Here is a 26,621-nt window from a genome sequence, read left to right on the forward strand (position 1 = left end):
GAGCTTGGGACATAAATTCCAAGAAACACAAAATAGAAGACCGAAAATCGTAAAAAAGATTTTCAGTCTTCTATTTTTTTAGATTATTGTGAGAATCAATCTTGTTTGCTAGCTTATTTAACCTATATTTCCTTAAATTTATCGGAACTAGCGCAAACCAAATTTTATTGTGTACCTGTTGTTTTACTTGAAAAGAGAACCGAGTGAAACATAGTATTTGCTTCTTCCCCACCGTTTATTTAGCCTTATCTATCATTTTTAATTTCCAAGTAGCTCTGCTATTTTCACGAGCACACCATTTTCATCATTGGATAAAATAATTTCTTTGGCGGCTACTTTGACTTTAGGTTGTCCATTACTCACTGCATAGCTATATTCTGCATGTTTCAACATCTCTATGTCATTACCGCTATCACCAAAAGCTGCCACTTCATGATTCTTTATGTCCCATAATTCTTGAAGTTGCAATAACCCATGCGCTTTATGGATTCCTGGAATAATTAGATCCACATCGCCATGTCCACTAGAAACGGGGATTACTTTATCGCCTAATGCTAGATGTAATTGCTCGAGCACTTCTCCTACTTGCTCAACAGGAAAGCTCAATGCAAACTTGAATAAAGTATCCTCTTTCACTTCGAACAAATTTGATACTTTTTTTAGTCGATGGTAATATTTTTTACCATGTTTCACGAAGGACTCTGGTTCAGTTTCGGCAACATATGCACTATTTTTACCGCACAAAATCGTATGTCCCTCTTTAAAATCAGCTAAAATAGTAAGTACTTCATGAATAGTGTTTGAATCGATTTCACCTGTAAATATCTCTTTCCCTTCACTAACCACATAAGCGCCATTTTCTGCTACAAATGACAATTCCTCAGCGATTTCTGGAAAGAAAGATTTAAGCTGGTAGTATTGGTTCCCGCTAGCGATAACAAAACGGATGTCTTGTTGCTTCATTTGTCGGTACAACTGATTAAACGTTTCTCGATCGTAATCTTGTTGACTGTTCAAAAACGTTCCATCCATGTCTACTGCAATCATTTTTACTGTCATTTTTCTACTTCCTTTCAGTCTAGTAACCCAAAATGTTTTAATCCAAAACGAATGCCATCTTCCAGATGAGACTTTGTAATATAATCAGCATGACTTTTTACATGCCCTGAAGCATTATCCATTGCAATTGCCGAATCCACTGCTTCAAACATCCCTATATCATTATTGCCATCACCAAATGCATATGTGGGCACATTAACCGAACCTAATGCTTTGACAACTTCTTTGATACCAGCTTGTTTCGATCGCTTTTTTAATACAACTGCCATTGAATAAGGACTATCTCTAAAAAAAGTAAATATTTCGGAAAATCGTTCTCTATATAATCGATCCTTATCCTCTTCCTCTGAGAAAAGATAAAGCATATAGATTTCCTTTTCTTTATAGAAGTCAGGCGCTATTTTTGGCAGTGGTGCATTGTCTATCTGATACAATTTTTTCATACTCTCATTTGTATAACTAGTCGCATATTCTTCTGCTGTATAGCAGGCTAAGGAATGAACGAATGTTTGAGAAAACGCCATCAATTCTTCAATCGCTTGAACGGGTATTGCGTGTTTGGAGACCACTTCATTTTCGACCACATTGTATTGTCCATTCAAACTTATATATGAATCAATTGGTGTTCCAGCAGTAATTTCTCGGATTTCCTTTGGAGAACGTCCGCTTGCAATCAAAGGTAATATATTGTTCCTTTTTAAATCGATCATCGCCTGACGGTTTTCCTTAGAAATTTTTGAATCCGTATCTAACAACGTACCATCTAAATCAAAAAAGACGAGTGCTTTATATTCTTTCATTATTTGCCTCCTCTTTGTTGTTTCGCCTATTAATATTGTACTATACTTTTTTGTCTATAGAACAAAAAACTTCGTTCTATTTTATTCAAGTAAATACATACTTAAATTTTTAGAACGAAGTTCAATTTTTATTGTTTATCAACTAATAATTAGTGAACTATTTCTATTCAACTAGAAATTTCCTAGAAAAAGATAAATGATCGACTAATCGCTATATCTACCTTATATGCCCTAGGCTATCCCTGTAGTCCCTACAGTTCTTCATTTTTTAACCGTTTTTTGTATCTCTCAAACCTTTGATCAATACTTGAATACTGGCAGCAGTCTCAGGATCTTTCTGACCTTTTTTTTCATTGATATCCTGAGTGAATATCTTGCTCAACGCATTATTATCTGAATGTTCAGAACTTTCTCCGCACGAAGTGACCTTCACTAATCTTTTGTTATACCAGGTCGCTTTATATTCAAGCTTTGAAACAAACAATGCCCATGATACATCCGAAATTCCTCTATGCAGTTTGTTATTTCTGAAAAAGTCGGCTTGATGAATATCTTCTATGCAAATCAAATCATATTTTCTAACAATTTCTGTAGTGATTTTATTCAGAAAATCAACGCGTTGATTCATTAATTTTTCCCGCATTTTTGCTACTTTTAATTTTTGTTTCTGATAGTTTTTTTGTTGGGAAAGCTCGTTCCCTTTTAATTTTGCAATTTCTTTTCGTCTTAATAATTTTCTTTCTTCTCTCGTGATCCGTTGTTCAAAGTCTTTCGTAAATTTATCATTATCGATACGTCTACCGTTTGATAATACAGCAAACTCTGAAGCCCCTAACGTTATTCCAACTGCCGAATATGTCTTCTCAACTGTTGGAATTTCCTCTTCACAGAGAATTGAAACAAAATACTTATTACTAGGAGTCAAAGAAATCGTCGCTGACTTTATTTTCCCCATTACTGGACGATGCATTTTTATTTTAATCAACGATTTCAGTTTAGGAACTTTTAAATATTTCTTATCAATAAGTTTGATTGTTCCACTTTGATTATTCGTTGTATAAGAACGAACAGCGTTTTTCTTTTGTTTTAACTTCGGAAAACCAACTGACTTTTCTCTATAAAATTTTTTAAAGGCTCGATCCAAGTAAACCTGTGCATTCGATAATGCTAAGCTATCCACTTCCCTTAAACAAGGATGCTCTTTTTTAAATTGAGCAGGTGTTGGTAACTTTACTTTTAAATCAGGGGTTTTTTTCAGTTCCTTATAAAGCTGAATTCTTTCCTGCAATAAAAGATTATGCACAAGCCGAACACAAGAAAATGTTTTTTTTATGAACTCTTCTTGTAATGCAGTAGGGTAAAGTCTATATTTATAAGCCTTCAATACCTTCATTTGAATCCCACCCTACCAATAAAAAGCTGAACGGGCTCGTTCAGCACCGACTGAAAAATAGGAAAATACGATTGAGACGTTTTTTTGTCTCACTCTTATTTTATCTTTTTTCCGAGGTGCTAGCCCGTGAAGCTAGATTGAATAAAAAGCTGAATGAGCTCGTTCAGCCTTGACTGAAAAATAGGAAAATATGAGGGTGGCGCTCTCTGCCACAATCAGATTTTATCTTTTTTCCGAAAGGCTAGCTCATGAAGCTTTTCCAAAATGATTACGTCACAAAGAAAAATGATTCATTCATCTTAGGTTTAAAAATGCTAGCTAAGAAAAAATTTTCTTAGCTAGTATTCTCTTTCCAAAACGACTACTCGTGATTCGCTCTGGCTTTTTTCTCTTCAATTTTTTTACGGTAAACATCCACTTCATCTTCAGAACAATACACATAATGTTCTGGTGTGATTTCTCTTAGTTTACGTTCTTTATTGTCTTCTGGTTGTGGTTTATAAACGATACGCTTACGTGTACGTTCATAATCTGGATCAGGTAATGGAATAGCAGATAATAAACTTTCAGTATACGGGTGCACACCAAAGTTATACACATCATCACTTGAACCCATTTCCAACAATCTACCGCTATGCATAACACCGATACGGTCACTGATATGTTTCACCATGGATAAATCATGGGCAATAAACAGATAAGTCAAACCAGCATCTTTTTGTAAGTCTTGTAATAAATTGACAACTTGCGCTTGGATCGATACATCCAATGCTGAAATCGGCTCATCACAGATAATAAAACGTGGGTCAACAGCTAACGCTCTGGCAATTCCGATACGTTGACGTTGACCACCTGAAAATTCATGTGGGTAACGCGTACCATGACTCGGATCAAGACCAACGACTTTTAATAATTCATTGACTTTAGCTTCGCGTTCGGCGCTATCTTTCGCCAAGTGATTAATGTCGATTCCTTCAGCAATAATATCGTTGACTTTCATTCTTGGGTTCAATGAAGCATATGGATCTTGGAAGATCATTTGCACTTCACGACGGAAAGCTTGCATCGCTGATTTTGAACGAATCTTACTAATATCATCACCATTAAAAACGATTTCTCCTGCAGTCGGATCGTACAAACGAATCACACTACGACCCGTTGTTGATTTACCACTACCAGATTCTCCAACCAATCCGAAGGTTTCGCCTTCGTAGATATGGAAACTGATATCATCTACTGCTCTAACTTCATCAGGACGTCCAACGTTAAAATATTGTTTTAATCCTTTAACATCTAAAAGTACTTTTCTTTTTTCACTCATTATTTAACGCCTCCTGCAGTCGTATTATGGCGCTCAGCGTAAATCGCCCAACGTCTTACAATCTCAGCTGGAGGAGTGATTTTTGGTGCTTGTGGAGCTAGTAACCACGTTGCAGCTTTATGAGTTGGTGATACTTCAAAATATGGCGGTGCTTCTTCTGCGTCGATTTTCATTGCAAACTCATTACGCGGATAAAAAGCATCTCCTTTTGGCGGATCTAGCAAATCAGGAGGTGAACCAGGAATCGCATATAGCTTATCTTCGGTTCCTTCCATTGTTGGCATTGAGCCAAGTAAGCCCCATGTATATGGATGTTGCGGGTTGTAGAAGATTTCTTCTGATGTTCCCACTTCAACTAAACGTCCACCATACATAACAGCTACACGATCAGCCACGTTCGCTACCACACCTAAATCATGGGTGATAAAAATGATCGATGTGCTGATTTTTTGTTGTAAATCTTTCAATAGTTCTAAAATTTGCGCTTGAATCGTAACATCCAAAGCAGTCGTTGGTTCATCAGCAATCAGAACTTCTGGATAACAAATCAAAGCAATCGCGATCACGATACGTTGACGTTGTCCGCCTGAGAATTGATGAGGGTAATTTTTCAAACGTTTTTCGGCGTTTGGAATCCCTACTAATTTCAATAGTTCTAACGCTTGATCCAAGCCTTCTTTTTTAGAAACTTTATTGTGTTTGATCAACGATTCCGCAACTTGTTTGCCGATCGGCATCGTTGGGTCCAATGATGTCATTGGGTCTTGGAAAATCATTGCAATTTCTTTCCCACGAATGGTTTGCATTTGTTTTTCCGTTTTGTGTACGATATCTTCACCTTTAAACAGAATTTCTCCGTTATCGATGTTTGCATTGCTGCTCAATAATCGCATGATACTTCTTGTAGTTACTGATTTACCACTACCAGATTCCCCTACGATTGCAAGAGTTTCCCCTTTGAACAGCTCAAAGCTCACACCACGAATAGCATTTACTTTTCCAGCAAACGTATCAAAAGAAATCTGTAAGTCTTTTACTTCTAATACTTTTTCCATAGTCATTCACTCTACTCTTTCATCTTAGGATCGAAGGCATCACGTAGTCCGTCAGCTAACAAGTTGAAACAAATCATTACGACTGACAAAGTTACGGCAGGAATCCACATCAAATATGGAAGGAAACGGAACGTTTTATATCCTTCATTTAATAATGTTCCAAGTGAAGCGGTCGGCGGTCTTAATCCTAAACCGATGAAACTTAGAAACGCTTCGAAGAAAATTGCCGACGGAATACTGAACATCATTTGAACGATGATCACACTTGAGATATTCGGCAAAATATGTTTTACGGCGATCTTCAAACGAGATTCACCTAATGTTTGGGCAGCTAAAACGAACTCTTGATCTTTTAGTTTCAAGGTCTGAGCCCGAACGATTCTGGCCATTGAAATCCAGTTAGTAATAACCATCGCTAACACGATTGATAAAATACCTGGATCAAAAACAGTCAGCATCAAGATCATCACAACAAGGTTAGGAATTCCAGAAAGAACTTCTAAGACACGTTGCATCACTGTATCCACACGTCCACCTAATAAGCCTGAAATCAAACCATACGTTACACCGATCGTAATATCAAGCAATGCTGCGATAAATGCGATCAATAATGAGATACGCGTTCCCATGAATAAGCGGCTTAATACATCACGACCTAGTCCATCAGTTCCAAGATAAAAGTTTACATTATCAGGAACATTTGCTTGTGCGTATTTGTCTACCATTTTACCAGCAACATTTGCTGTACCGTTAAATCCATTGATACTATCTAAAAATGGAATACGCGGTGGTAAGTTGATGTATGCTACATTTTGTTGTGTTGGGTCATGAGGTGAGACCCAAATAGTGATAATTGAAATAAAGATGATGATTCCGAGTAAAATCAAGGAAATCACTGCTGCTTTATTTTTTTTCAAACGACGCCAAGAATCTTGTAAAAAGCTCAATGACGGTGTTGCAATTCGTTCACGTTCCTTTGTTGTTGATGTATCCAAAGGTTGGAATTCTTTTGCAGGTATTTCTTTGATTTTCTCTGGGACATTGTTTAAGTCAACTGTTTCCATTAACCTTTGGCACCTCCTGAAACACGAATTCTTGGATCGATCAATCCGTAAAGTAAATCAACGATCAAGATTACAAATACTAACAAAGCAGAATATAAAATCGTCACTGCCATAATTGTTGGATAGTCATTTGTCATGATTGATTTTACGAACTGCTCCCCAATACCTGGGATAGCAAAAATATTTTCAACAACTAAAGATCCTGTCATCAACCCAACAGCTAACGGGCCGAGTAATGTGATCAGAGGAATCAAACTGTTTCTAAGTCCGTGTCTCACAGCCACTTGCCAACGGCTCAAACCTTTGGCACGAGCTAACTCTACATAGTCACTATGTAAAACTTCAACCATTTCGGTTCGTATAAATCTGGCGGAATCGGCCATTGGGCTCATTGCTAATGCTATTGTTGGCAAAATCGTATAAGCAAAACCATTCCACATTGCAATTGGCAACACTTTTAATTTCATAGCGAAGATATACTGTAATAACACCGCAAAAACAAAGTTAGGAATTGAACGTCCTAAAATTGCCATCAACGTCGCCAGTGTATCTACCCATGTATTTTGGCGCATCGCTGCAATGATTCCTAGTAAAATACCGACTAGTGTACCAAAGATGATAGCTTGTGCACCTAACTGGACTGATGGCCCGATACGACCTGCTAAAAGTTTTGCTACAGGTTGGTTTTTAAATTGGAATGAAATACCAAAGTCACCAACTAGCAGATTTTTTAAGTAAATTCCATATTGAACGATCACGGGTTTATCTAAACCAGATTGCTTATTCAACATAGCAATTGTTTCTGGACTAAGTTTTTCTTGGTTGGTATAAGGAGTACCTGGTAATAATTGCATTAAGAAAAACGTAATCGTTGCGATCAGCCACAATGTGATGATCATAAAAAAGACCCGTTTAAGAAAATATTTTCCAAAACTGTTCAAGAATGACACCTCCGAGATTATTTTGACTTCATCAGTTTTTTTCGATAAAGTAAGGATAGAAAATTAAGTAAGGATGAGCACATGAAAAACTTTAAATGGCCCTTGATTACCTCAGCGGTCTCAAGCATCGGTATTTTCACTTACCTATTGGTAAAACAGTCACTGACTATCCGTTCTATATCTGATACCTTTTTTATCGTTTCATTATTCTTTCTGATTATCGGCTTAGCCTTATGGATCATGTCCTCAGGATTTTTTGATAATTTCCAACGTTTTATGAAAATGCATTTTCGTTTTAAAAAGAAAAATGAACCGAAAGAATTCATTCCATTTTCAGAAATCGGCAAAGCTCATCAGCTTTACTGGCTTGAAACTGGGGGTATTTTACTGATCGTCTCTATTGTTTCTTTATTATTTTACTTTTTATGAGCAAAGATAGCAAGAGGACCGTTGCCTTTTTATTCAAAGAGGGCAAAGGTCCTTTTTGCTATTGACTATCCATTTCGATTATTCTGAGATATAAGCCCATTTATAATCAAATTTTGGTCCAGCCGGGTGGAATGCAATTCCTTTAACTTTTTCTGAACGCATGCGTGCTTGTGCTCTTTGGTAAAGTGGCACAACACCCATATCATCCATAATAACTTTTTCAGCATCAATCATATTATCCCAACGTTTTTCAGGATCATTGGCATTGGTTGTTGCTGCAGCTTTAACATTCTTATCATATTCAGGACTGCTATAGTGACCACGGTTGTAAGAATTGCCAGTTTCAAATAAATTCAAGAAACTACTTGGATCGGCATAATCTGCACCCCAACCACCAATTGTTGTTGTAAAGTCGCCTTTGTTTGAACGATCTAAACGAACTGCGAATGGTACTGGGCTAACGGTTACTTTTACACCTTCTAATGTATCTTGGATAGCTCCTTGTAAGTACTCAACTGTTTTCTTAGAAGAGTCTGTATCTGAAGAAAGGATGTCCATGTCTAATTTAGTGATACCCAATTCTTTTTTCGCTTTTTCCCAATACTCTTTTGCTTTTTTCTCATCATGAGCAATTACGTTACCTGCTTCATCAGCAAAATCTTTATCCCCTTTAGGGCTAGTTGACATGTCTGCTGGGACAAGTCCTTTTGGTTCTATTGAACCGTCACCTAGGATTGACTCAACTAATGATTTGCGATCGATTGAATAAGAAATTGCTTTTCTTAAGTTTTCATTTTTAAATGGTGAGTTATCTTCACGCTGATTCAATTCCATGTATTGAGTTGATGCTTCTTTTTCGATAACGAATTCTGGGTCACTTGCCATTTGTTGTGCTAATTCTCCGCTCAATACAACTTCATCCACTTGACCGTCTTGGAAAAGATTCAATGATGTAGGAGCTTCTTTTACTACGCTTACTTTAACTTCATCTAATTTAACGGTCTTGTTATCCCAGTAATCTTTGTTCTTTTTAAGAGACCATTCTGTATCTGTTCCTGGTCCGTCAAAATCAGCTAAAGTAAATGGTCCGTTATAAACGGCATTTTCACTGTTAGCAGCAAATTTAGCACCATATTTTTCCACAATATCTTGTCTTTGTGGGAAGAATGAAGGGAATGCGAATAAGTAATCCATAAATGGTGTTACTTGTTGTAAAGTAACTTCTAACTCGTAATCTCCTATTGCTTTGATACCTAATTCCGATTTATCTTTTTTGCCATCCATGATTTCTTGACCATTTTTAACTGCACTGTACAGGGATGCATATTCTGAAGCTGTTGCTGGATCAACTGTCCGTTGCCATCCATAAACATAATCTTCTGCTTTTACAGGCTTTCCGTCAGACCATTTAGCGTCTTCGTTCAACTTGATTTTATAAACAAGACCATCTTCACTCATCTCTGCTTTTTCAGCAGCACCAGCTGGTTGAGGTTTATTTTTATCGTCTAAACGGTAGATTCCTTCATAAACATTATTTAATGCTGTAAAACTAACTTCATCCGTCGCTAACGAAGGATCGGCACTTGGCATTTCTTGTTGTTCATTAATACGGAAAATTTGTTCTCCGCTTGCTTTGCCGTCAGCTTCTTTTGAGCTGCCTGTATCGTCTGTTTTTCCGCCACCGTTACCGCACGCTGCGAGTGTTAAACTAAATAAAGTGATGAATCCAAAAGCAAATGACTTCTTTAACTTCATTCTTTTTTCCTCCCTAAATGACCCTAAGTATTTTCTGAAAAATCAGAATTTAATAATTATTTATTGTCCTGAGGTATAGTTTACAATTTTTAAATTAAAAAATCAAGAATAATCTTATTTTTTCTTAATACTAACATCATTAAATTATATCTTCATTAGAAGCATTTTCTTAGAAATGGTATTAAAAAGCGATTGTCTTCTTATAAATAAGTATGTTAGATTAGTAATGGGAGAAACATATTAGGGTACCAATTAATATTTTTTATTCAAGGTACTATCAAAATCCATTACTTTGAAGAATAGTTGCCCTATTTCATATTAATAGATAAGGAGTGATTAGATGCATCGTTCATCTTTTTTAAAAGAATTAACCACGTTTCATCAGCCCAAAAAAGCACCTTTTCGCTTGATTGGTGCCGGCATTTGTATGGCAGTGCCACTATTCATTGGTTATTTTTCAAATAACTTATTGATTGGTAGTTTCGGCTCACTGGGAATTTTTACTTTCCTTTATTACCAAACTCTTCCATTAAAGGAACTGTTGATCCGTTTAAGTTCTGTTGGCGGATTTTTACTTTTCGGAAATTTAGTGGGCGTCTTGAGTACTCATATTCCTTGGATGATTCCGATTGCTATTGCTATAATTGCATTTTTTGCCAGAATTATTTTCAGATTATACAGAATTGCTAAGCCGGGGGCTTTTTTTATTGTCATGGTAACCGCAATGGGAAGCGGAACAAAGATCCCTTTAGATAAAGTTCCAATCATGATGAGTTATGTTTTGTTAGGGATTTTGACTTCTCTTGTTGTCGCAGTTTTCTTATATTATATTGAAGGGGAAACTGTTACACCCTCAAAAAAAATTTCATTACAAGAACGTCTATATACAGATCCAGCGGCGCTTCTTGATGCTCTGCATTATGCGGCTATTTTATTTTTAGCAACCTATATCAGCCAATCTTTACAATTGACTAATGCTTATTGGATGATCGTTTCATGTGCAGCTGTTTTGCAAGGAGATAATTTACGGGCAATCATGCACCGCAACATTCAGAGGATTTTAGGAACAATGATCGGTTTATTGATTGCAGCTCTTTTATTGAGCATTTCATTTTCTTCTTTAGAAACCATTTTTCTGATCTGTTTTTTCTTTGTAACGGTAGAATTCTTCATTAAACGAAACTATACGATCGCAAATTTCTTTACAACACCTATGTCTTTGTTACTCGCTAATTTGGCTCGCCATCAATATTTAGTAAGCTTGCTGAACTATCGTTTGATTGGTATCGTTTTAGGTAGCCTGTTAGGTTTATTAGGAGCCTATGTATTAACAATGTGTTTAAAATTCTATAATCGTGCCTATCAACTAAATGAAAATTTAGATAAAGAAACAGAATAGTTCGAACATATTTATTAGGAGGTTTTATTCATGAAAATCAAAAAGCCAATAGCCCCTTTGCTACCTACGCTTACTGAAAGTGACTTTATTTCTATAGATGATGAAATCATCATCGAAGGCCTATCTGTTAAAGAACAAGATTTGAGTTACCAGGATGTCCGCAATTTAGTTTTCAGAGAGTGCCGCTTTGAAAAACTGACTATGAATCGAAATCATTTAGAACGTTTTGAATGTAGTAATGTAGTCTTTGACCATTGCGACCTTTCAAATACGGAATGGATCGGTGCTAGTTTTCATCAAGTTCATTTTCGTCAATGTAAGTTAACGGGTACGAACTTTGCTGAAAGTTATTTACGGGATTGTCTTTTTGAAGATTGTTTAGCAGACTATACATCTTTCAGCGCTACCAATCAAAAAGTGGTTCAATTTAAACAAACAAGCCTAGCTGATACAGAGTTTGTGGAGGTCACTTGGAGTAATATGATATTTGACAACTGTTCATTAACTGGAAGTAACTGGTTCCATACCAAACTGGCAGGACTGGATTTAACAAAAAGCACCTTTGAAAAAATCGCTTTTTCTCAAGAATTGCTCAAAGGACTAAAAGTAACACAAGAACAAGCAATTACAATTGCAGCAGGTTTAGGCTTATTGATTGAAGACTGAGTGAAAAGAAAGACTGGAGCTTTAGATTGGTATTTTTTCTCTAGTCTTTCTTTTTTTGCTTACAGTGATATTAATAAGAAATTAATTTTTTCCTTAATATAGAAACTAAAAATTTTACTTCATAAGCTTTTTTGGTAAACTAGTGTAGGTTGAGAGCAGTTCTCAGCATAAGAGTATTTCTTCTGGTACTAGAAAAGAAGCTTCTTCATGAAGCACTATTTAAATTGATTGATTGTTTTTGTTCTATTATTAACTTATGAAGATGCTGGTTTGATCACTATTTCAAGTGTTTTGCTAGCAGGAATCGCTTGTGGTAATCTTAATAGGATATGTGTCGTTTTATGTATTCAGGTCACATCTTGAATCTTTACACAGCTGATATTTCAAATAAAAGGACTGTTTATTAAAATGAATATAGAAAAAATCGGCCATGGGCAAGCCTCTGGAAAAATTATATTGATGGGAGAGCATTCTGTCGTTTATGGTGAACCAGCAATTGCTTTTCCGTTCCAAGAGACTTTCGTTTCAACAAAGGTTGAACCTGATACTACAATGACTATAGATTGTCATTATTTTTCAGGAAAACTGTCAGAAGTTCCTCTACAATTAAAAAGTATCAAAGAAGCCATCACCCAAACCTTGGTGACACTTCAGCAAGAAGATGCAACTTTAAAAATCACTATCACCAGCACGATTCCCTCAGAACGTGGTATGGGTTCCAGTGCTGCAACTGCTGTCGCTATCGTTCGTGGGTTATTTGATTATTTTAACACTCTTTGTACACCAGACATATTACTCGCCTTAGTCAATCGTGCAGAAAAAATCGCGCATGGCAATCCTAGCGGAATCGATGCAGCTGCTACCAGTGGACATGAACCACTCTTTTTCATAAAAGGTCATCCATTAGAAACGTTCCCTATGAATGTTTCCAATGCTTTTTTGATTGTTGCTGATACAGGTATCAAAGGACAAACAAGAGCGGCGGTTCGCGATGTTGCTCATCTTTTTGAACAAGACAAACAAGCAGTCTCACAGCATATCACTGAGCTAGGCCGCTTGACTAAACTGGCCAAAAAGGTTATTTTAGCAGATGATGTTCTTACATTAGGAAACGTTATGAATCAAGCACAAGAACAACTTAAAGCATTGACCGTTAGCAACGACCAATTAGATGAATTAGTCGCTGCAGCGTTAAAAAACGGCGCTTTAGGAGCAAAATTAACAGGTGGCGGCCGCGGCGGTTGTATGATTGCTTTAGCTGATTCTAAGACACAAGCGGAAAAAATCGCTGCAGCCTTAGAAGAAACTGGAGCAAAAGCCACTTGGATCCAATCTTTAGGAGTGAAAAATTAATGTACGCTGGAAAAGCTCGAGCCTATACAAACATTGCGCTAATTAAATACTGGGGCAAAAAAGATGAACAACTAATACTCCCTATGAATAGCAGTCTTTCTTTAACATTAGATGCCTTTTATACTGAAACGACTGTCCATTTTGATGAAAGCTACACTGAAGATACGTTCTGTTTAGATGGAGAAAAACAAGATCCTAAACAAACAGCAAAAATTTCTAACTTTTTAGATCTTGTTCGCAAACAGCAAAATCTATCTCTATTCGCCAAAGTCGATAGTCAAAACTTTGTCCCTACGGCAGCAGGTCTTGCTTCTTCTGCAAGCGGTTTGGCTGCTTTGGCTGGTGCTTGTAGTCAAGCATTAAATTTACAGTTGACTGAAACTGAGCTATCACGCTTAGCTCGCCGCGGTTCAGGTTCTGCCTGCCGTAGTATTTTCGGCGGATTTGCTGAATGGCAAAAAGGCGACTCTGATCAAACTTCTTTTGCCCAAACGATTCCTTCCAATAATTGGGAAGATGATTTAGCCATGTTATTCGTGTTAGTGGATGATGGTATAAAAGATATTTCGAGTCGAGACGGCATGAAGAGAACTGTTGAAACCTCCAGTTTTTATTCCGGTTGGTTAGAAAATGTCGAACCTGATTTAGCAGATGCTAAACAAGCCATCAGAGAGAAAGATTTTACTAAACTTGGAGAAATCACTGAGGCAAACGGATTACGTATGCATGGTACAACACTTGCTGCAGTTCCTCCATTCACTTACTGGTCACCTGAAAGCTTGAACGTTATGCAATTAGTACGTGCGGCACGAAAACAAGGTCTGCCTTGTTACTTTACAATGGATGCTGGACCGAATGTTAAAATTTTAGTCGAAAAGAAAAATCTGACTGCTTTAAAGAATTTTTTAGCGGATCATTTCTCTGAAGAAAAGCTGATTACAGCGTACGCAGGTCCAGGAATTACCTTGATGCCTGTAGAAAGGTCGGAAGAATTATGATAGAAGTTTCCACACCTGGCAAATTGTTTATTGCTGGTGAATATGCGGTTGTCGAACCTGGACATCCAGCTATCATCGTGGCAGTGGATCAATTTGTGACGGTTACCTTAGAGTCAGCAGAAAATGTTGGTAGTATACAATCTGCTCAATACAGTTCCCTACCTGTACGTTGGACAAGAAGAAATAACGAGCTTGTGTTAGATATTCGTGAAAATCCTTTTCATTACGTACTAGCAGCTATTCGTTTGACGGAAAAATATGCCCAAGAACAACATCAAGAACTATCTTTTTATCATTTAAAAGTAACAAGTGAACTGGATAACTCAAATGGTCGAAAATACGGTTTAGGATCTAGCGGAGCTGTGACTGTGGCGACCGTCAAAGCGTTAAGTCTCTTTTATGGTTTAGAATTAACTGAAGAAGAAATTTTTAAGCTTTCTGCACTGGCTCACTTAGAAGTGCAAGGAAACGGTTCTTGTGGAGATATCGCAGCTAGTTGTTACGGCGGCTGGATCGCCTTTTCAACCTTTGACCACCAATGGGTCAACGACCAAGCTCAAAAACAAACATTGACTGAACTACTTCAAGCAACATGGCCCAAGTTAATGATCCAACCACTGACTGTTCCTAAAAAATTACGTCTATTGATTGGCTGGACAGGAAGCCCTGCCTCTACCTCTGATTTAGTAGATCAAGTCAATCAATCAAAAGAAATACAAGAAACGGCCTATCAACAATTTCTGGATGATAGCAAAGCTTGCGTTGAAACAATGATCGCAGGCTTCAACTCAGAAAATATCTCTTTGATTCAAGCACAAATACGTAAGAATCGGAAATTACTCCAACAATTAACATCGATCACAGGGGTGACGATCGAAACTCCTGCTCTAAAAAAATTATGTAATTTAGCCCAAACTTGCGGTGGTGCTGCGAAATCATCTGGTGCAGGTGGTGGCGATTGCGGAATCGTCTTATTCAAACAAAAATCTGGTATTTTGCCTCTAATGAGCTCTTGGGAAAAAGAAGGCATCACGCCTTTACCATTACATGTATATTTTTACGGAAAGCAGGAAAAAAATGAACCGAAAAGATGAGCATATCTCTTTGGCGAAAGCCTTTCATAAAGAAAAGGTGAATGACTTTGATCAAATTCGTTTTGTCCATCACTCATTTTCGGAAATAGCAATGGATGACGTCGATATTTCAACGTCTTTTCTTGATTTTTCCTTAAAGCAACCCTTTTATATCAATGCGATGACAGGTGGTAGTGAACGAGCGAAAGACATCAATCAACAGTTAGGAATTATCGCTAGAGAAACTGGTGTGATGGTAGCGACAGGTTCAGTCAATGCGGCATTAAAAGAGCCCGACCTAGCAGATACGTATCAAATCATGCGCAAAGAAAATCCTGATGGCGTGATTTTAGCTAACATCGGCGCAGGACTTTCTTTAGAAGAAGCCAAAAGAGCTGTTGATCTTTTTCATGCTGATGGATTGCAAATCCATGTAAATGTTCCGCAAGAGTTAGTAATGCCTGAAGGGGATCGAAATTTTCATGGTTGGCTAGATAATATTGAAGATATTGTTTCCCATCTGGCTGTTCCAGTTATTGTAAAAGAAGTTGGATTTGGCATGAGTAGTGAAACGATTGAACAATTAATCTTGCGTGGTGTAAAAGCGGTCGATGTCAGCGGTCAAGGTGGAACTAGCTTTACACAAATCGAAAATGCACGTCGCAAAAAACGAGAGTTAGGCTTTTTAACTGATTGGGGACAATCCACTGTTCTTTCACTTTTAGAATCATCGAATTGGCAACGTGACTTAACTATTTTAGCCTCTGGCGGTGTTCGTCAGTCGTTGGATATTGTCAAAGCACTTAGTTTAGGTGCTAAAAGTGTTGGTGTTGCAGGAACCATTTTAAATCAACTGATGACAAACAGTGTAGATGAAACAATCGAACTTGTTCAACAATGGGAAAATGAGCTTAAAATGATGTATACATTGCTTGGGAAGAAAACAACTACTGAACTGGCAACAACAGATATTATTTTTTCTAGCGAGATCATTCATTGGTGCGAAAGTCGCGGAATTGCTTATCAGCCGTTTGCTAAGAGAAGTAAATAAACAAAAAACTGTATAAGCAGGTAGTCTATCTGACCTGCTTATACAGTTTTTTTGTTGAAAAAGTTCTTCCTTTTTAATCAAGTTATTTTAATACAATGTTTTCTTTAACATGTATAGATGGTGTTCGTGAAATAGTTTTTCCTCTACAACTTCCAAAGACACCCAACGCATCGGTTCTTTTTCCAGTGGAACTGTAATCCTATCAGCCAATGTGCAAACATAAAAATAGCCGATGTTATGTTGCGATAAAGCAGAATATTGCGGAGAAACCCAATGCTTTTCAGCTTTTCCAATAAACTCACCTACATTTAGGCTAAAGCCTATTTCTTCAACAGCTTCTCTCCTCAAAGCATCAATAGAATCTTCACCTTGTTCAATCCCTCCACCGATCAAAAATAAGTCTCCATCAGAAGATTGAACGACTAAATATTCTCCGTTTTGATTTAGAATTACTGCGTAAGCCCCCACACGACGGCTATATGCTAATTCATTATTTCTTTCCCCAAAAGACTTCACTTCATACCTCACCATTTCTCCAAACAAATGAATAGCGTTTCAAAATCATTTTAGTTTTAGAAAAAGAACTTACTTGATTTTCTTCGTTTACCCTTCATACGCTTTTCTCAATGCCGCTATATCAATCCGTTTCATTTTATACAATTCCTGCATCACACGATAGGCCCTATCAGGATCAGAATTATCGAATAATTTATCCATATCCTTTGTAACAGTTTGCCAACACACGCCATATTCATCTTCCATCCAACCGCAGGGCCATTCTTTTCCTTTAGCAGTGACCGCATCCCATAAGCGATCGATCTCTGCTTGGTCTTTACAATAAACATAAAACGAAGTAGCCATCGTAAAGGTAAAATCATGTGCCTCGCCACTATCCATCACCCGAAATGGCTGTCCATGCATTGTAAATAGAGCTTGTGCAACAGTTCCATCTGGATTTTTTTGGACATATTCTACCTGACCTTCACCGAAAATCTCGATCCATTGGTTCATTGCCTCTTCTGCTTTTCCAAACTGCTCTCCAACGAACAAGAAACTCGGTGCGATAGATTGCGGTGTTTCAGATAAGACTAGTTGCCACGAAACACCATACTGGTCTTTTAACCACCCATATTTCTTGCTGAAAGGATAAGACCCAAATTCCATCAAAACTTCACCATTATGACTTAATGTTTCCCACAACTTGTCGATTTGCGCTTCCGTCTCACATTCTACAAAAAATGAAATTGCAGGTGTAAAATTAAATTCAGGACCACCATTCAGCAAAATCACTTCCTGCCCTGCAAGTGTCAATGTGATTGTCAGAACTGACCCTTTCGGTTGATGTTCGCTATCTACATAATAGTCAACTTTATTGATTTTTCCTTGCTCAAATGCGTTCACATAAAACTCAGCAGCTTCTTCTACTTTTCCGTCAAACCATAAACATGGAGAAAATTTGGACATTTTTGATCATCCTTTCTTAAATGGCATTACTTACTAAAGACAACTCTCATACTCTAGTTCCATTATATACAGCAAATGATTTATTTGAAAAAGCAACGCTCTTGATCATGCCGGTCCTAAGAGTTCATCCCAATTTGTTCCGACTACCTCAAATCCTAACTGCTCATATATTATTTCTGCTGGCATATTGCCTGGTGTTACGACCAAGTAGACTTCTTGATACATTGAATCACAAAAAGAGTCTAACATTTTCCTTAACAAATTTTTCCCAAGCCCTCGTCCTCTGTCCCTAGGATCAACCGCAGCATAGATAACTAAAGGAATACCTCGAAACAACGCAACAACTGTACTGGCAATAATTTTTCCTTCTTCTTTAATATAAAATGAATGCTCTTCCATAATTGGTCCATATTTTCCTTGAAAAGCTTCTTTAACCTCAATTAACCAATCGGTCAAAGTCTCCCCTTCATCATCGATCGTTCCTTTAAATGCTTCTAAAAAGTGTTGAGCAAAATATTGATTCAATTCAAACTTATTCTCAGGACAATTTAAGAAGTTACAGGCTGAAATAGTGACTATTTCTTGCTTCTCAACTTTTTTACACATAATCGCTCGTTCACTCATACTATTTTTTCTCCTATCCAACTCAACTAACTTAGCCTTTAAAATTATACAGCGGACGAATCACTTCTTGAATTTCCATCGTATCTTTTACATCTTCTATTAATTGTTTCATTGGTTTATATGCTTTTGGTGCTTCATCAATCGTTTTCTTTGAAACCGAAGTCGTCCAAACATGTTTCATGGCATGTTGATAACTTTCAAGACTGATTTTTGCTTTCGCTTGGGAGCGACTGAGTAATCTTCCAGCACCATGAGGACCCGATTGATTCCAATCTTGATTTCCTTTGCCTGTTGCTAGAATACTACCATCTTTCATATTTAAAGGTACAATGATTTTTTCACCAAGTTTAGCTGAAACTGCCCCTTTTCTTAAAAGATTATTCTCTAAATCAATATAATTATGAGGACAATCGAATGATTCTATGACAGCCTTTTTCCACTTCATTCCTTTAAGTATCGTGTCAGCCATGATTTTGCGATTCATAGCTGCATATTCTTGAGCGATTTTCATATCTTCTAGGTATCTAGTCAGATTATCCGCCGTTACATAGGATAGCTCATAAGGAATTTTCACTGCTTCTCGTGCTGCTTGTAACGCTTTTACTTGTTCTGTCTCTCCGTTTTCTTTGGCGCGTGTTGCAGCTATTTTTAATGTTTTTCTTTGTTGAGCTAACGCTTGATACGCTATTTCTTGATGGTACTCAGCAATCTCTTTGCCTAAAATGCGGCTGCCGCTATGAATCACTAAATACAGACCGTCTGTTCCTTCATTGATTTCGATAAAATGATTGCCTCCACCAAGTGTACCTAAACTTCTTAATGCCCACCCTTTATGAATAGGTGCATGAATGTTGCCTAGTTCAAATTCATGTTGGCTTTTATCATGTGACTGAGACCCACTAGGAATTCTTGTACGAATGATTCGATCTAATTTATCAAAATTTGTTTTGATCGATTTTTTTAGTTTCACCACGTGTAACCCACAGCCGATATCTACACCCACTAAATTAGGTACTACCTTGTTAGTGATCGTCATAGTTGTGCCAATTACACATCCTGATCCGCTGTGAGTATCCGGCATGATTTTGATCTGACTTTCTTTAGCAAATTCTTGATTACATAAAGACATGATTTGTCCGATCGTACTATCATCTAACATGTCTGTATATACTTGTGCTTCGTTATATTTTCCGTTGATTGTTAACATTCTGATTCCTCGTTCTTTTTTTATTCGGAATGCAAAATGTCGGCTGCATTCCTTAGCCGCTTCGTTTTTCTCCTATTGTTCCACTCATTAGACTCACCTCCATAAAATTTCAAAAAAACCGCCGATCAAAAAAAATGATCGACGGTCTATCTTTTTAAGAACTTTACTTAACTAGTTCTATATACTGAAAGAGAGAGCAAAAAAACATGATTTTTGCACTTGTCTTACGATAAGATAATACGCTACAACCCATTTTTGACAATTTACTTGCTTTGAATTGATACATTTTCATTTTGCTCCCTCCTTTCTTCTTCGTTATTTTTCTATGGTAGCATTTTGTAATTTACTTTGTCAACATACCATTTTATTCTTTACGACTGCTATTTACACCACTCTCAATCAAATAATTTTCTAAAATTCACTTGATTCTTCACTCTTATATAGCCTTGATGTTCATAAAATCTGTGCGCTTCAGTTCTTTCTACACCTGAATTTAGTCGAACGCCTTTTGCCCTTGCTTCTTTTGCCCATTGCTCGGCGTGATTGAGCAAAGATTTCCCTATACCTTGACCATGTATTCTTTCGTCTACCACTAAAGCCATGACATTCATCAACTTCGGTCCATAAGTACAGACGTATTCACTTAGTTGGATATAGCCAACTACTTTTCCATCAATGATTTTTACAAATACTTTATTCACTGGTGAAGATAATAGATAGTTCAACTGATTTCTAGTCTCTTCTAATGGAAAGTCGTGATTCAATGGATAGGTATTTAATTGATTGATTCCTTCTGCATCTTCTAACTTGGCTTCTCTGATGGTCATTTGGTATCACTCCCATTTATTTTGACTTTATTATACCTCTAAATAAAAAAAGAAGAGCAACTTTTACGCCGCTCTTCTTCATTTATTCAATTAACCATTATAGGCATCAATGATGATTTGTTTTAATTCACTGATCAATGGTTCTTTTGGATTTGCTGTTGTACATTGATCTTCATAAGCAAGTTCTGCCATGTGATCAACTGTAGAATCAAGAATTTCTTGTGTAACACCTTGTGCTTTCAAGTTCATATCGATTCCAACAGATACACCTAAATCGTAAACTGCTTTCGCTAATGCATCCACTAATTCTGCTGTATTTTTTCCTTTAAGACCTAAGAATTTCGCAATATCAGCGTAATCTGTGTCTGCACGGAAGTAATCATATTTAGGGAACATTGCATGTTTTGAAGGATCTTTGGCATTGTAACGGATAATGTGCGGTAATAAAATCGCATTTGTACGTCCGTGTGGAATTCCATATTCTCCACCAATTTTATGCGCTACAGAGTGACAAATTCCGAGGAATGCGTTGGCAAAAGCCATACCAGCCATTGTTGATGCGTTATGCATTTTTTCACGACTTTCAGCATCTGGACGTTTCACTGAGTTTTCTAGGTGTTCAAAGACTAATTTGATTGCTTGTAAACTTAATCCACGGGTGTAATCAGAAGCCATTACTGAAACATAAGACTCGATTGCATGTGTTAATACATCCATACCAGTATCCGCTGTTACAGAAGCTGGAACTGACATCACAAATTGAGGATCGATGATCGCAACATCTGGAGTCAAGGCGTAATCAGCTAATGGGTATTTTACATGTGTATCGCTATCTGTAATAACCGCAAATGGTGTTACTTCAGAACCTGTACCTGATGTTGTTGGGATACATACAAATTGTGTTTTAACAGCTTTGTCGATTTTGTACGTACGTTTACGGATATCTAAGAATTTTTGTTTAGCGCCAAAGAATTCTGTATCTGGGTGTTCATAGAACATCCACATGCCTTTAGCCGCGTCCATTGCAGATCCCCCACCTAAAGCGATGATTGTATCTGGTTCAAAATCAACCATGACTTTTGTTCCAGCGTAAACTGTGTTTGTAGATGGATTTGGTTCTACAGCTGAGAATACTTCGATTTGAACGTCGTTTTTACGTTTTTGTAATTCTTTACGAACCGTATCAGCATAGCCAAATTGAACCATTCCTGGATCACAGACGATCATCACACGTTCAACATTTTCCATTTTTTGTAGATATTGTAATGAATTTTTTTCAAAGAAAATTTTTGGCGGTAATTTAAACCATTGCATATTATTTCTCCGTTTCGCTACAGTTTTGACATTGATCAAGTTGACAGCAGATACGTTTTTAGAGACTGAGTTTTTACCGTAAGATCCACAACCTAATGTTAATGAAGGAATCATTTCGTTATAGATATTACCGATTCCACCTTCAGCAGATGGAGAGTTTACCAAGATACGGCAAGCTTTCATACGTAAACCGAATTTCACTTGTAGATCTTCATCTTCTGTATGAATCACAGCAGTATGACCTAACCCACCTAATTCAAGCATTGCTTCACATAAATCAAATGCGTGATCTGTATTTTTCGCTTTCATCATCGCTAAAACAGGTGATAATTTTTCACGTGAAAGTGGATATTCAGCGCCTGCACCTTCAAGTTCAGCAATTAGAATTTTTGTTCCTTTTGGTACTTTGATTCCTGCTAAGTCAGCGATATGTTCAGCTGAGTACCCAACGATTGCTGGATTAACTGCATATTTGCCTTCATTCATAACAGCATCTTCTAATTTTTGTAATTCATTTGGTTTAACGAAGTACACTTGATGTGCTTCAAATTCAGCTTTGACAGCTGCATAAACTTCTTTGTCTACGATCACAGCTTGCTCAGAGGCACAAATCATCCCATTATCGAATGATTTAGAAACGATCAAGTCATTGACTGCACGTTTGATTTTTGCCGTTTTTTCAATATATGAAGGAACGTTACCTGGTCCAACACCTAGCGCTGGTTTACCAGTTGAGTATGCTGATTTCACCATGCCAGCACCACCAGTGGCTAAAACAATAGCGATTCCAGGATGATTCATCAAACCTGAAGTGGCTTCCAATGAAGGTTGTTCGATCCATTGAACACAGTTTTCAGGAGCGCCTGCTTTGATTGCGGCATCACGAACGATACGAGCAGCTTCTGCAGAACATTTTTGCGCACTTGGATGGAAAGCAAAGACGATCGGGTTACGTGTTTTGATTGAAATCAATGCTTTAAAGATTGTTGTTGATGTTGGGTTTGTTGTTGGTGTAACACCACAAACTACACCCACTGGTTCAGCGATTTCGATTAATCCTGTTTGGTCATCTTTGTTGATAACACCTACTGTTTTATCATGTTTGATACTGTTCCAAATATATTCTGAAGCGTACATATTTTTGATTGCTTTATCTTCGTAAATTCCACGGCCAGTTTCCTCAACTGCCATTTTCGCTAAAGGCATATGTTGATCTAAAGCAGCCATTGCCATTTGGTGCACAATGTGGTCAACTTTTTCTTGATCGAAGTCTTCCATTTCTTTTAAAGCAACATTTGCTTTTTTTGCTAACTCGTCGATCATTGCTGATACATCAGTTGTTTTGGTATCTTCTTTCTTCATTGTTTTAGCCATTGTGATCCTCCTAGAAAAATAAATAATTTATTTTTGTTTGTTAACTATTTCACATACACATCATACAACATTATTTTTTTCTTGTAAATAGTTTTATTGTGATTTTTTTCACATTCAAACAAGTTTTTTCTCTTCAGGAAAAAGCGAGCGCTTTCTATCTTACAAAAAGAAAAAAGAACCTATTCGCCATTAGAATAGGTCCGTTAAATCATGCCAATCTTTGATCTTTAAACTACTTGTTTGTGCAAGTAATTGTTGATAATCAAAAAATTCATTTGGTTCAATATGTAGAATATCTTCCTTGCATTCCTTGATCGATGTTGGAGATTGCTTTTTCCAACGATAAGAAACAAGATAATTCATCAATTCCGTCTCGTTAACAGATGAATATCCCAGTTGCTGAAAAGATCGGCACTTCGTTTTTAATTCTTTTTTTAATAAGAACTTTTGATGCCACGACAGCTTTTCGATGGCTCTCCCCTTCTTTCTGAAGAATGATCTATGTATATTTTCCTGATAGGTTAGAAAGAAAAAATTCCAGCAAGCTGGAATTTATTCTTTCGTTTCGTCGTTTTCAGAAGTTGTTGTTGGTTCTTCAACAACTGTTTCTTTCGTTTCAACAACCGTTACGTCACTATCATTTGTAACAATAGTACCTGGTTTTACTGTTTTGATTGCTGCACGATCAAATTCAAGGATAATTCCTTCACAATCGATCAATACAGTTCTCTTGTCAGTGTCGATTTCAGAAATTACACCATGTAATCCGCCAATCGTTACAACTTCATCGCCCACTTTCATTGCATCTAAAAGTGTTTGACGTTCATTTTGTTGTTTCTTTTGCGAACGTGTCATAAAAAACATCATTCCTGCTAAAAGAATTAATGGTAAAATAAACGAAAGTCCTCCGCCCATTATCTATTCACCTCTCTATCGTATAATCACTAGTTTACTGTAACAAAATTTCGTGTACAACACTAGTCTTTTGATCACTTTTTTAGAAACTTTTCGCATTCTCTTTATTGAAACCATATTCTTCAAAAAAAGCTTGTCTAAATTCAAGTAAATTATCATCCATGATTGCTTGACGAACTTGTTTCATCAGATTCAATAGGAAGTATAAATTATGGTAAGACGTTAAACGAATCCCAAATGTTTCATCCGCTTTGATCAAGTGGCGAATATAAGCACGTGTATAGTTTTTACATGTATAGCAATCACATTTCTCATCCAACGGACGGAAATCTCTTGCGTACTGTGCATTTTTAACAACCAGACGACCTTTTGAAGTCATGCAAGTACCATTTCTGGCAATTCGAGTCGGCAAGACACAGTCAAACATATCGATCCCTCGAATCACACCATCGATCAATGAATCCGCAGTTCCTACACCCATTAGATATCTTGGTTTATTATCAGGAATCAACGGTGTTGTAAAGTCTAACACGCGATTCATTTCAGCTTTTGGTTCACCTACAGATAAACCACCGATGGAATAGCCTGGAAAGTCCATACTGATCAAATCTTTGGCACTTTGACGACGTAGATCTTCAAAGCCTGCACCTTGGATGATTCCAAATAAACCTTGACGGTCTGGATTAGCATGAGCTTTTAACCCACGCTCTGCCCAGCGTGATGTTCTCTCGATCGATTTTTTCACATAGTCATAGCTTTCATCAAATGGCGGACATTCATCAAAACTCATCATGATATCAGAACCTAGATTATTTTGGATATTGATTGCTTTTTCTGGAGAAAGAAACAATTTTGATCCATTCAAATGATGTCTAAAATGAACGCCTTCTTCTGTGATTTTACGCATATCACTTAATGAAAATACTTGGAAGCCACCAGAATCTGTTAAAATCGGTTGATCCCAGTTCATAAATTTATGTAAGCCGCCTGCTTCTGCAATCAAATCATCTCCAGGTCGAAGCCACAAATGATAGGTATTGCTTAAAATCACACCTGCCCCCATCTCTTTCAAATCTTCTGGTGACATTGTTTTTACTGTCGCTAACGTTCCTACAGGCATAAACATTGGTGTTGGAAACGTTCCGTGAGGCGTGATGATTTCTCCTAAACGGGCACCTGTATGTTTTTCTTTCTTTATTAAACGATAACGAATGGCTGCTTCTGTCATTCATTCTCCTACTTTCTTTTGTAAATTTACACTTTCCTCATCATACTTTTTTTTGTTCGTATTTGCAAGGTTTTACGGGCTTTCTTTAGCATATCCTTAGACATTAAAACTGGAGACAAGATAAAAAATCTTTTGTCTCCAGTTCTTTTTATTTTTTCAACCTCACTTATTTGTTGCTCATGGCTGTTTCAAGTTCCATCATGGCTGTTTTGACAATTTCTGGTGTAATCGTTTCTTTCATATAATGAATAGTTTCATGAGGCTCGGCAGCACGTTCTGCAACTCGGATATATTCATCTTCTGATAAATTCATTTTCATCTCTTTTAAGGAGATTGGTAAATCTAAACTATGATAAAACGGAATAAGTTCTTCAATTTCTGACCATTTATTTTCAATGACTAACTGAACCAAAACACCGTAAGCAACTTTATTACCATGTAACTGTTGATGACTCTCAGGTAAAATGGTCAGCGCATCATGTATGGAATGAGCTCCTGCCGTACGACCGTAATCATCACCAAAGCCACCCACCATTCCGCCAAGTAAGATATTCGTCTCTACTACATTCAAAAAGGCTTGATTTATTTCTTGTTCTCTCATAGCATTAAGCGCTTCTTGACTATCCGTAAGTAAAACGTCACGACATTTTTTTGCTGCAAATGCGGAGACTTGGATCTCAATTGGCTGTACCTCTAATTGTGAGATCATTGCATCTGCTTCGTACCATTTAGCCACAGTATCACCGATTCCTGCGATCATCAGTTCAATCGGTGAAGCTAATATAACGTTAGGTTCGATTAGAACTAAGGCATTACTTTGTGGAAATACATCATAACGATCCATAGAACCGTCCGTTTTATATATCACACTTAGTGGAGTATACGCTGCACAAGTTGCAGCTAAGGTTGGTAAAATCAAGATAGGCGCATTACTTTGATTGGCTACTGCTTTCCCTAAATCTGCAATCTTTCCACCCCCAACTGCTATGATTCCCTCTAGCTCTTTTTGGTCAAAGATTTTTTTCAATTCAGATGTCTTCTCATCTGTACATTCCCCACCATACTCAATAAAATATGCATCTATATTCACTAAAGAAGGAAAATACGGTTTCGCCGCTTCCCATGAGTCTTTCCCATGTAAAATCATAACACGTTTGATCTTTCTTCTATTTAAATGTTCTTCTAAGTCATCCCACGCGCCAACTCGGCATTCATATTCTTGGGGTGCTCCTCTTACAATTAATGATTGATTCATTTTTCTCGACCTTTCATTTTTTACTAATTTTTATGCAAAAGTGAACTTTTGTAAAT

Annotated in this window: 25 protein-coding genes; 7 read left to right on the top strand and 18 right to left on the bottom strand. The window is 37.1% G+C overall.

Annotated elements, in window-relative coordinates:
• Nucleotides 1-258: 258 nt before the first annotated feature.
• From A5821_RS08510 to opp1B, 7 genes are all read right to left on the bottom strand, one after another.
• Complete coding sequence (locus tag A5821_RS08510) at nt 259-1,059, bottom strand: Cof-type HAD-IIB family hydrolase (RefSeq protein WP_086314119.1); 801 nt, start codon at nt 1,057-1,059, stop codon at nt 259-261.
• 14 nt (nt 1,060-1,073) lie between these two features.
• The gene (locus A5821_RS08515; protein WP_086314120.1) at nt 1,074-1,859 is read right to left on the bottom strand and encodes a Cof-type HAD-IIB family hydrolase; all 786 of its coding nucleotides are present in this window, start codon (nt 1,857-1,859) and stop codon (nt 1,074-1,076) included.
• Between the two features lie 268 nt (nt 1,860-2,127).
• Nucleotides 2,128-3,252, bottom strand: coding sequence for an RNA-guided endonuclease TnpB family protein (locus tag A5821_RS08520; protein ID WP_086314121.1), 1,125 nt, complete (start codon nt 3,250-3,252; stop codon nt 2,128-2,130).
• Nucleotides 3,253-3,613: 361 nt separating this feature from the next.
• A complete protein-coding gene (locus tag A5821_RS08525; protein WP_086314122.1) occupies nt 3,614-4,573 on the bottom strand; it encodes an ABC transporter ATP-binding protein in 960 nt (319 codons plus the stop codon).
• On the bottom strand, nt 4,573-5,634 hold the full coding sequence (gene opp1D, locus A5821_RS08530; RefSeq protein WP_010771135.1) for an oligopeptide ABC transporter ATP-binding protein Opp1D: 1,062 nt from the start codon (nt 5,632-5,634) through the stop codon (nt 4,573-4,575). Before opp1D ends, A5821_RS08525 begins: the two co-directional genes overlap by 1 nt.
• Before the next feature lie 5 nt (nt 5,635-5,639).
• The gene (gene opp3C / locus A5821_RS08535) at nt 5,640-6,692 is read right to left on the bottom strand and encodes an oligopeptide ABC transporter permease (protein WP_086314123.1); all 1,053 of its coding nucleotides are present in this window, start codon (nt 6,690-6,692) and stop codon (nt 5,640-5,642) included.
• Nucleotides 6,692-7,633 carry an oligopeptide ABC transporter permease Opp1B gene (gene opp1B / locus A5821_RS08540; protein ID WP_010771133.1) on the bottom strand — a complete coding sequence of 314 codons (942 nt, stop codon included), beginning with the start codon at nt 7,631-7,633 and terminating at the stop codon, nt 6,692-6,694. Before opp1B ends, opp3C begins: the two co-directional genes overlap by 1 nt.
• Before the next feature lie 81 nt (nt 7,634-7,714).
• Between opp1B and A5821_RS08545 the strand changes: the two genes are divergently transcribed.
• A complete protein-coding gene (locus A5821_RS08545; RefSeq protein WP_086314124.1) occupies nt 7,715-8,062 on the top strand; it encodes a DUF3899 domain-containing protein in 348 nt (115 codons plus the stop codon).
• 78 nt (nt 8,063-8,140) lie between these two features.
• Here the strand turns inward: A5821_RS08545 and A5821_RS08550 are convergent, their stop codons facing one another.
• Nucleotides 8,141-9,817, bottom strand: a complete 1,677-nt coding sequence (locus tag A5821_RS08550; protein WP_086314125.1) for a peptide ABC transporter substrate-binding protein — start codon at nt 9,815-9,817, stop codon at nt 8,141-8,143.
• Nucleotides 9,818-10,157: 340 nt separating this feature from the next.
• On the opposite strand from A5821_RS08550, the gene A5821_RS08555 reads away from it, so the two are divergent.
• From A5821_RS08555 to fni, 6 genes are all read left to right on the top strand, one after another.
• Nucleotides 10,158-11,216, top strand: coding sequence for an FUSC family protein (locus tag A5821_RS08555; RefSeq protein WP_086314126.1), 1,059 nt, complete (start codon nt 10,158-10,160; stop codon nt 11,214-11,216).
• 30 nt (nt 11,217-11,246) lie between these two features.
• The gene (locus A5821_RS08560; protein ID WP_086314127.1) at nt 11,247-11,882 is read left to right on the top strand and encodes a pentapeptide repeat-containing protein; all 636 of its coding nucleotides are present in this window, start codon (nt 11,247-11,249) and stop codon (nt 11,880-11,882) included.
• A 408-nt stretch (nt 11,883-12,290) separates the two neighbouring features.
• Nucleotides 12,291-13,235, top strand: coding sequence for a mevalonate kinase (mvk, locus tag A5821_RS08565; RefSeq protein WP_086314128.1), 945 nt, complete (start codon nt 12,291-12,293; stop codon nt 13,233-13,235).
• Nucleotides 13,235-14,233, top strand: coding sequence for a diphosphomevalonate decarboxylase (gene mvaD / locus A5821_RS08570; protein WP_086314129.1), 999 nt, complete (start codon nt 13,235-13,237; stop codon nt 14,231-14,233). Before mvk ends, mvaD begins: the two co-directional genes overlap by 1 nt.
• Complete coding sequence (locus tag A5821_RS08575) at nt 14,230-15,327, top strand: phosphomevalonate kinase (protein ID WP_086314130.1); 1,098 nt, start codon at nt 14,230-14,232, stop codon at nt 15,325-15,327. Before mvaD ends, A5821_RS08575 begins: the two co-directional genes overlap by 4 nt.
• On the top strand, nt 15,311-16,357 hold the full coding sequence (fni, locus tag A5821_RS08580; protein WP_086314131.1) for a type 2 isopentenyl-diphosphate Delta-isomerase: 1,047 nt from the start codon (nt 15,311-15,313) through the stop codon (nt 16,355-16,357). Before A5821_RS08575 ends, fni begins: the two co-directional genes overlap by 17 nt.
• Before the next feature lie 87 nt (nt 16,358-16,444).
• Here fni and A5821_RS08585 read toward each other — a convergent pair whose 3' ends face one another.
• From A5821_RS08585 to A5821_RS08630, 10 genes are all read right to left on the bottom strand, one after another.
• Nucleotides 16,445-16,873 (bottom strand): NUDIX domain-containing protein, encoded by a 429-nt coding sequence (locus A5821_RS08585; RefSeq protein ID WP_086314332.1) that lies wholly within the window; start codon nt 16,871-16,873, stop codon nt 16,445-16,447.
• An 87-nt stretch (nt 16,874-16,960) separates the two neighbouring features.
• Nucleotides 16,961-17,821, bottom strand: a complete 861-nt coding sequence (locus A5821_RS08590; protein ID WP_086314132.1) for a VOC family protein — start codon at nt 17,819-17,821, stop codon at nt 16,961-16,963.
• 105 nt (nt 17,822-17,926) lie between these two features.
• Entirely contained in the window at nt 17,927-18,445 is a 519-nt protein-coding gene (locus A5821_RS08595; protein ID WP_086314133.1) for a GNAT family N-acetyltransferase, read from the bottom strand.
• Between the two features lie 31 nt (nt 18,446-18,476).
• Nucleotides 18,477-19,652, bottom strand: a complete 1,176-nt coding sequence (locus A5821_RS08600) for an RtcB family protein (RefSeq protein WP_086314134.1) — start codon at nt 19,650-19,652, stop codon at nt 18,477-18,479.
• Between the two features lie 395 nt (nt 19,653-20,047).
• The gene (locus A5821_RS08605) at nt 20,048-20,479 is read right to left on the bottom strand and encodes a GNAT family N-acetyltransferase (protein WP_086314135.1); all 432 of its coding nucleotides are present in this window, start codon (nt 20,477-20,479) and stop codon (nt 20,048-20,050) included.
• Nucleotides 20,480-20,569: 90 nt separating this feature from the next.
• Nucleotides 20,570-23,167, bottom strand: a complete 2,598-nt coding sequence (adhE, locus tag A5821_RS08610; protein WP_086314136.1) for a bifunctional acetaldehyde-CoA/alcohol dehydrogenase — start codon at nt 23,165-23,167, stop codon at nt 20,570-20,572.
• A 189-nt stretch (nt 23,168-23,356) separates the two neighbouring features.
• On the bottom strand, nt 23,357-23,719 hold the full coding sequence (locus tag A5821_RS08615) for a post-transcriptional regulator (protein ID WP_339099117.1): 363 nt from the start codon (nt 23,717-23,719) through the stop codon (nt 23,357-23,359).
• Entirely contained in the window at nt 23,720-24,082 is a 363-nt protein-coding gene (gene yajC, locus A5821_RS08620) for a preprotein translocase subunit YajC (RefSeq protein WP_086314138.1), read from the bottom strand.
• Between the two features lie 82 nt (nt 24,083-24,164).
• Nucleotides 24,165-25,310 carry a tRNA guanosine(34) transglycosylase Tgt gene (gene tgt / locus A5821_RS08625; RefSeq protein ID WP_086314139.1) on the bottom strand — a complete coding sequence of 382 codons (1,146 nt, stop codon included), beginning with the start codon at nt 25,308-25,310 and terminating at the stop codon, nt 24,165-24,167.
• 166 nt (nt 25,311-25,476) lie between these two features.
• Nucleotides 25,477-26,565, bottom strand: a complete 1,089-nt coding sequence (locus tag A5821_RS08630) for an iron-containing alcohol dehydrogenase family protein (RefSeq protein ID WP_086314140.1) — start codon at nt 26,563-26,565, stop codon at nt 25,477-25,479.
• Nucleotides 26,566-26,621 lie beyond the last annotated feature (56 nt).

Source organism: Enterococcus sp. 7F3_DIV0205 (assembly GCF_002141365.2).
Classification (GTDB): Bacteria; Bacillota; Bacilli; order Lactobacillales; family Enterococcaceae; genus Enterococcus_L; species Enterococcus_L palustris.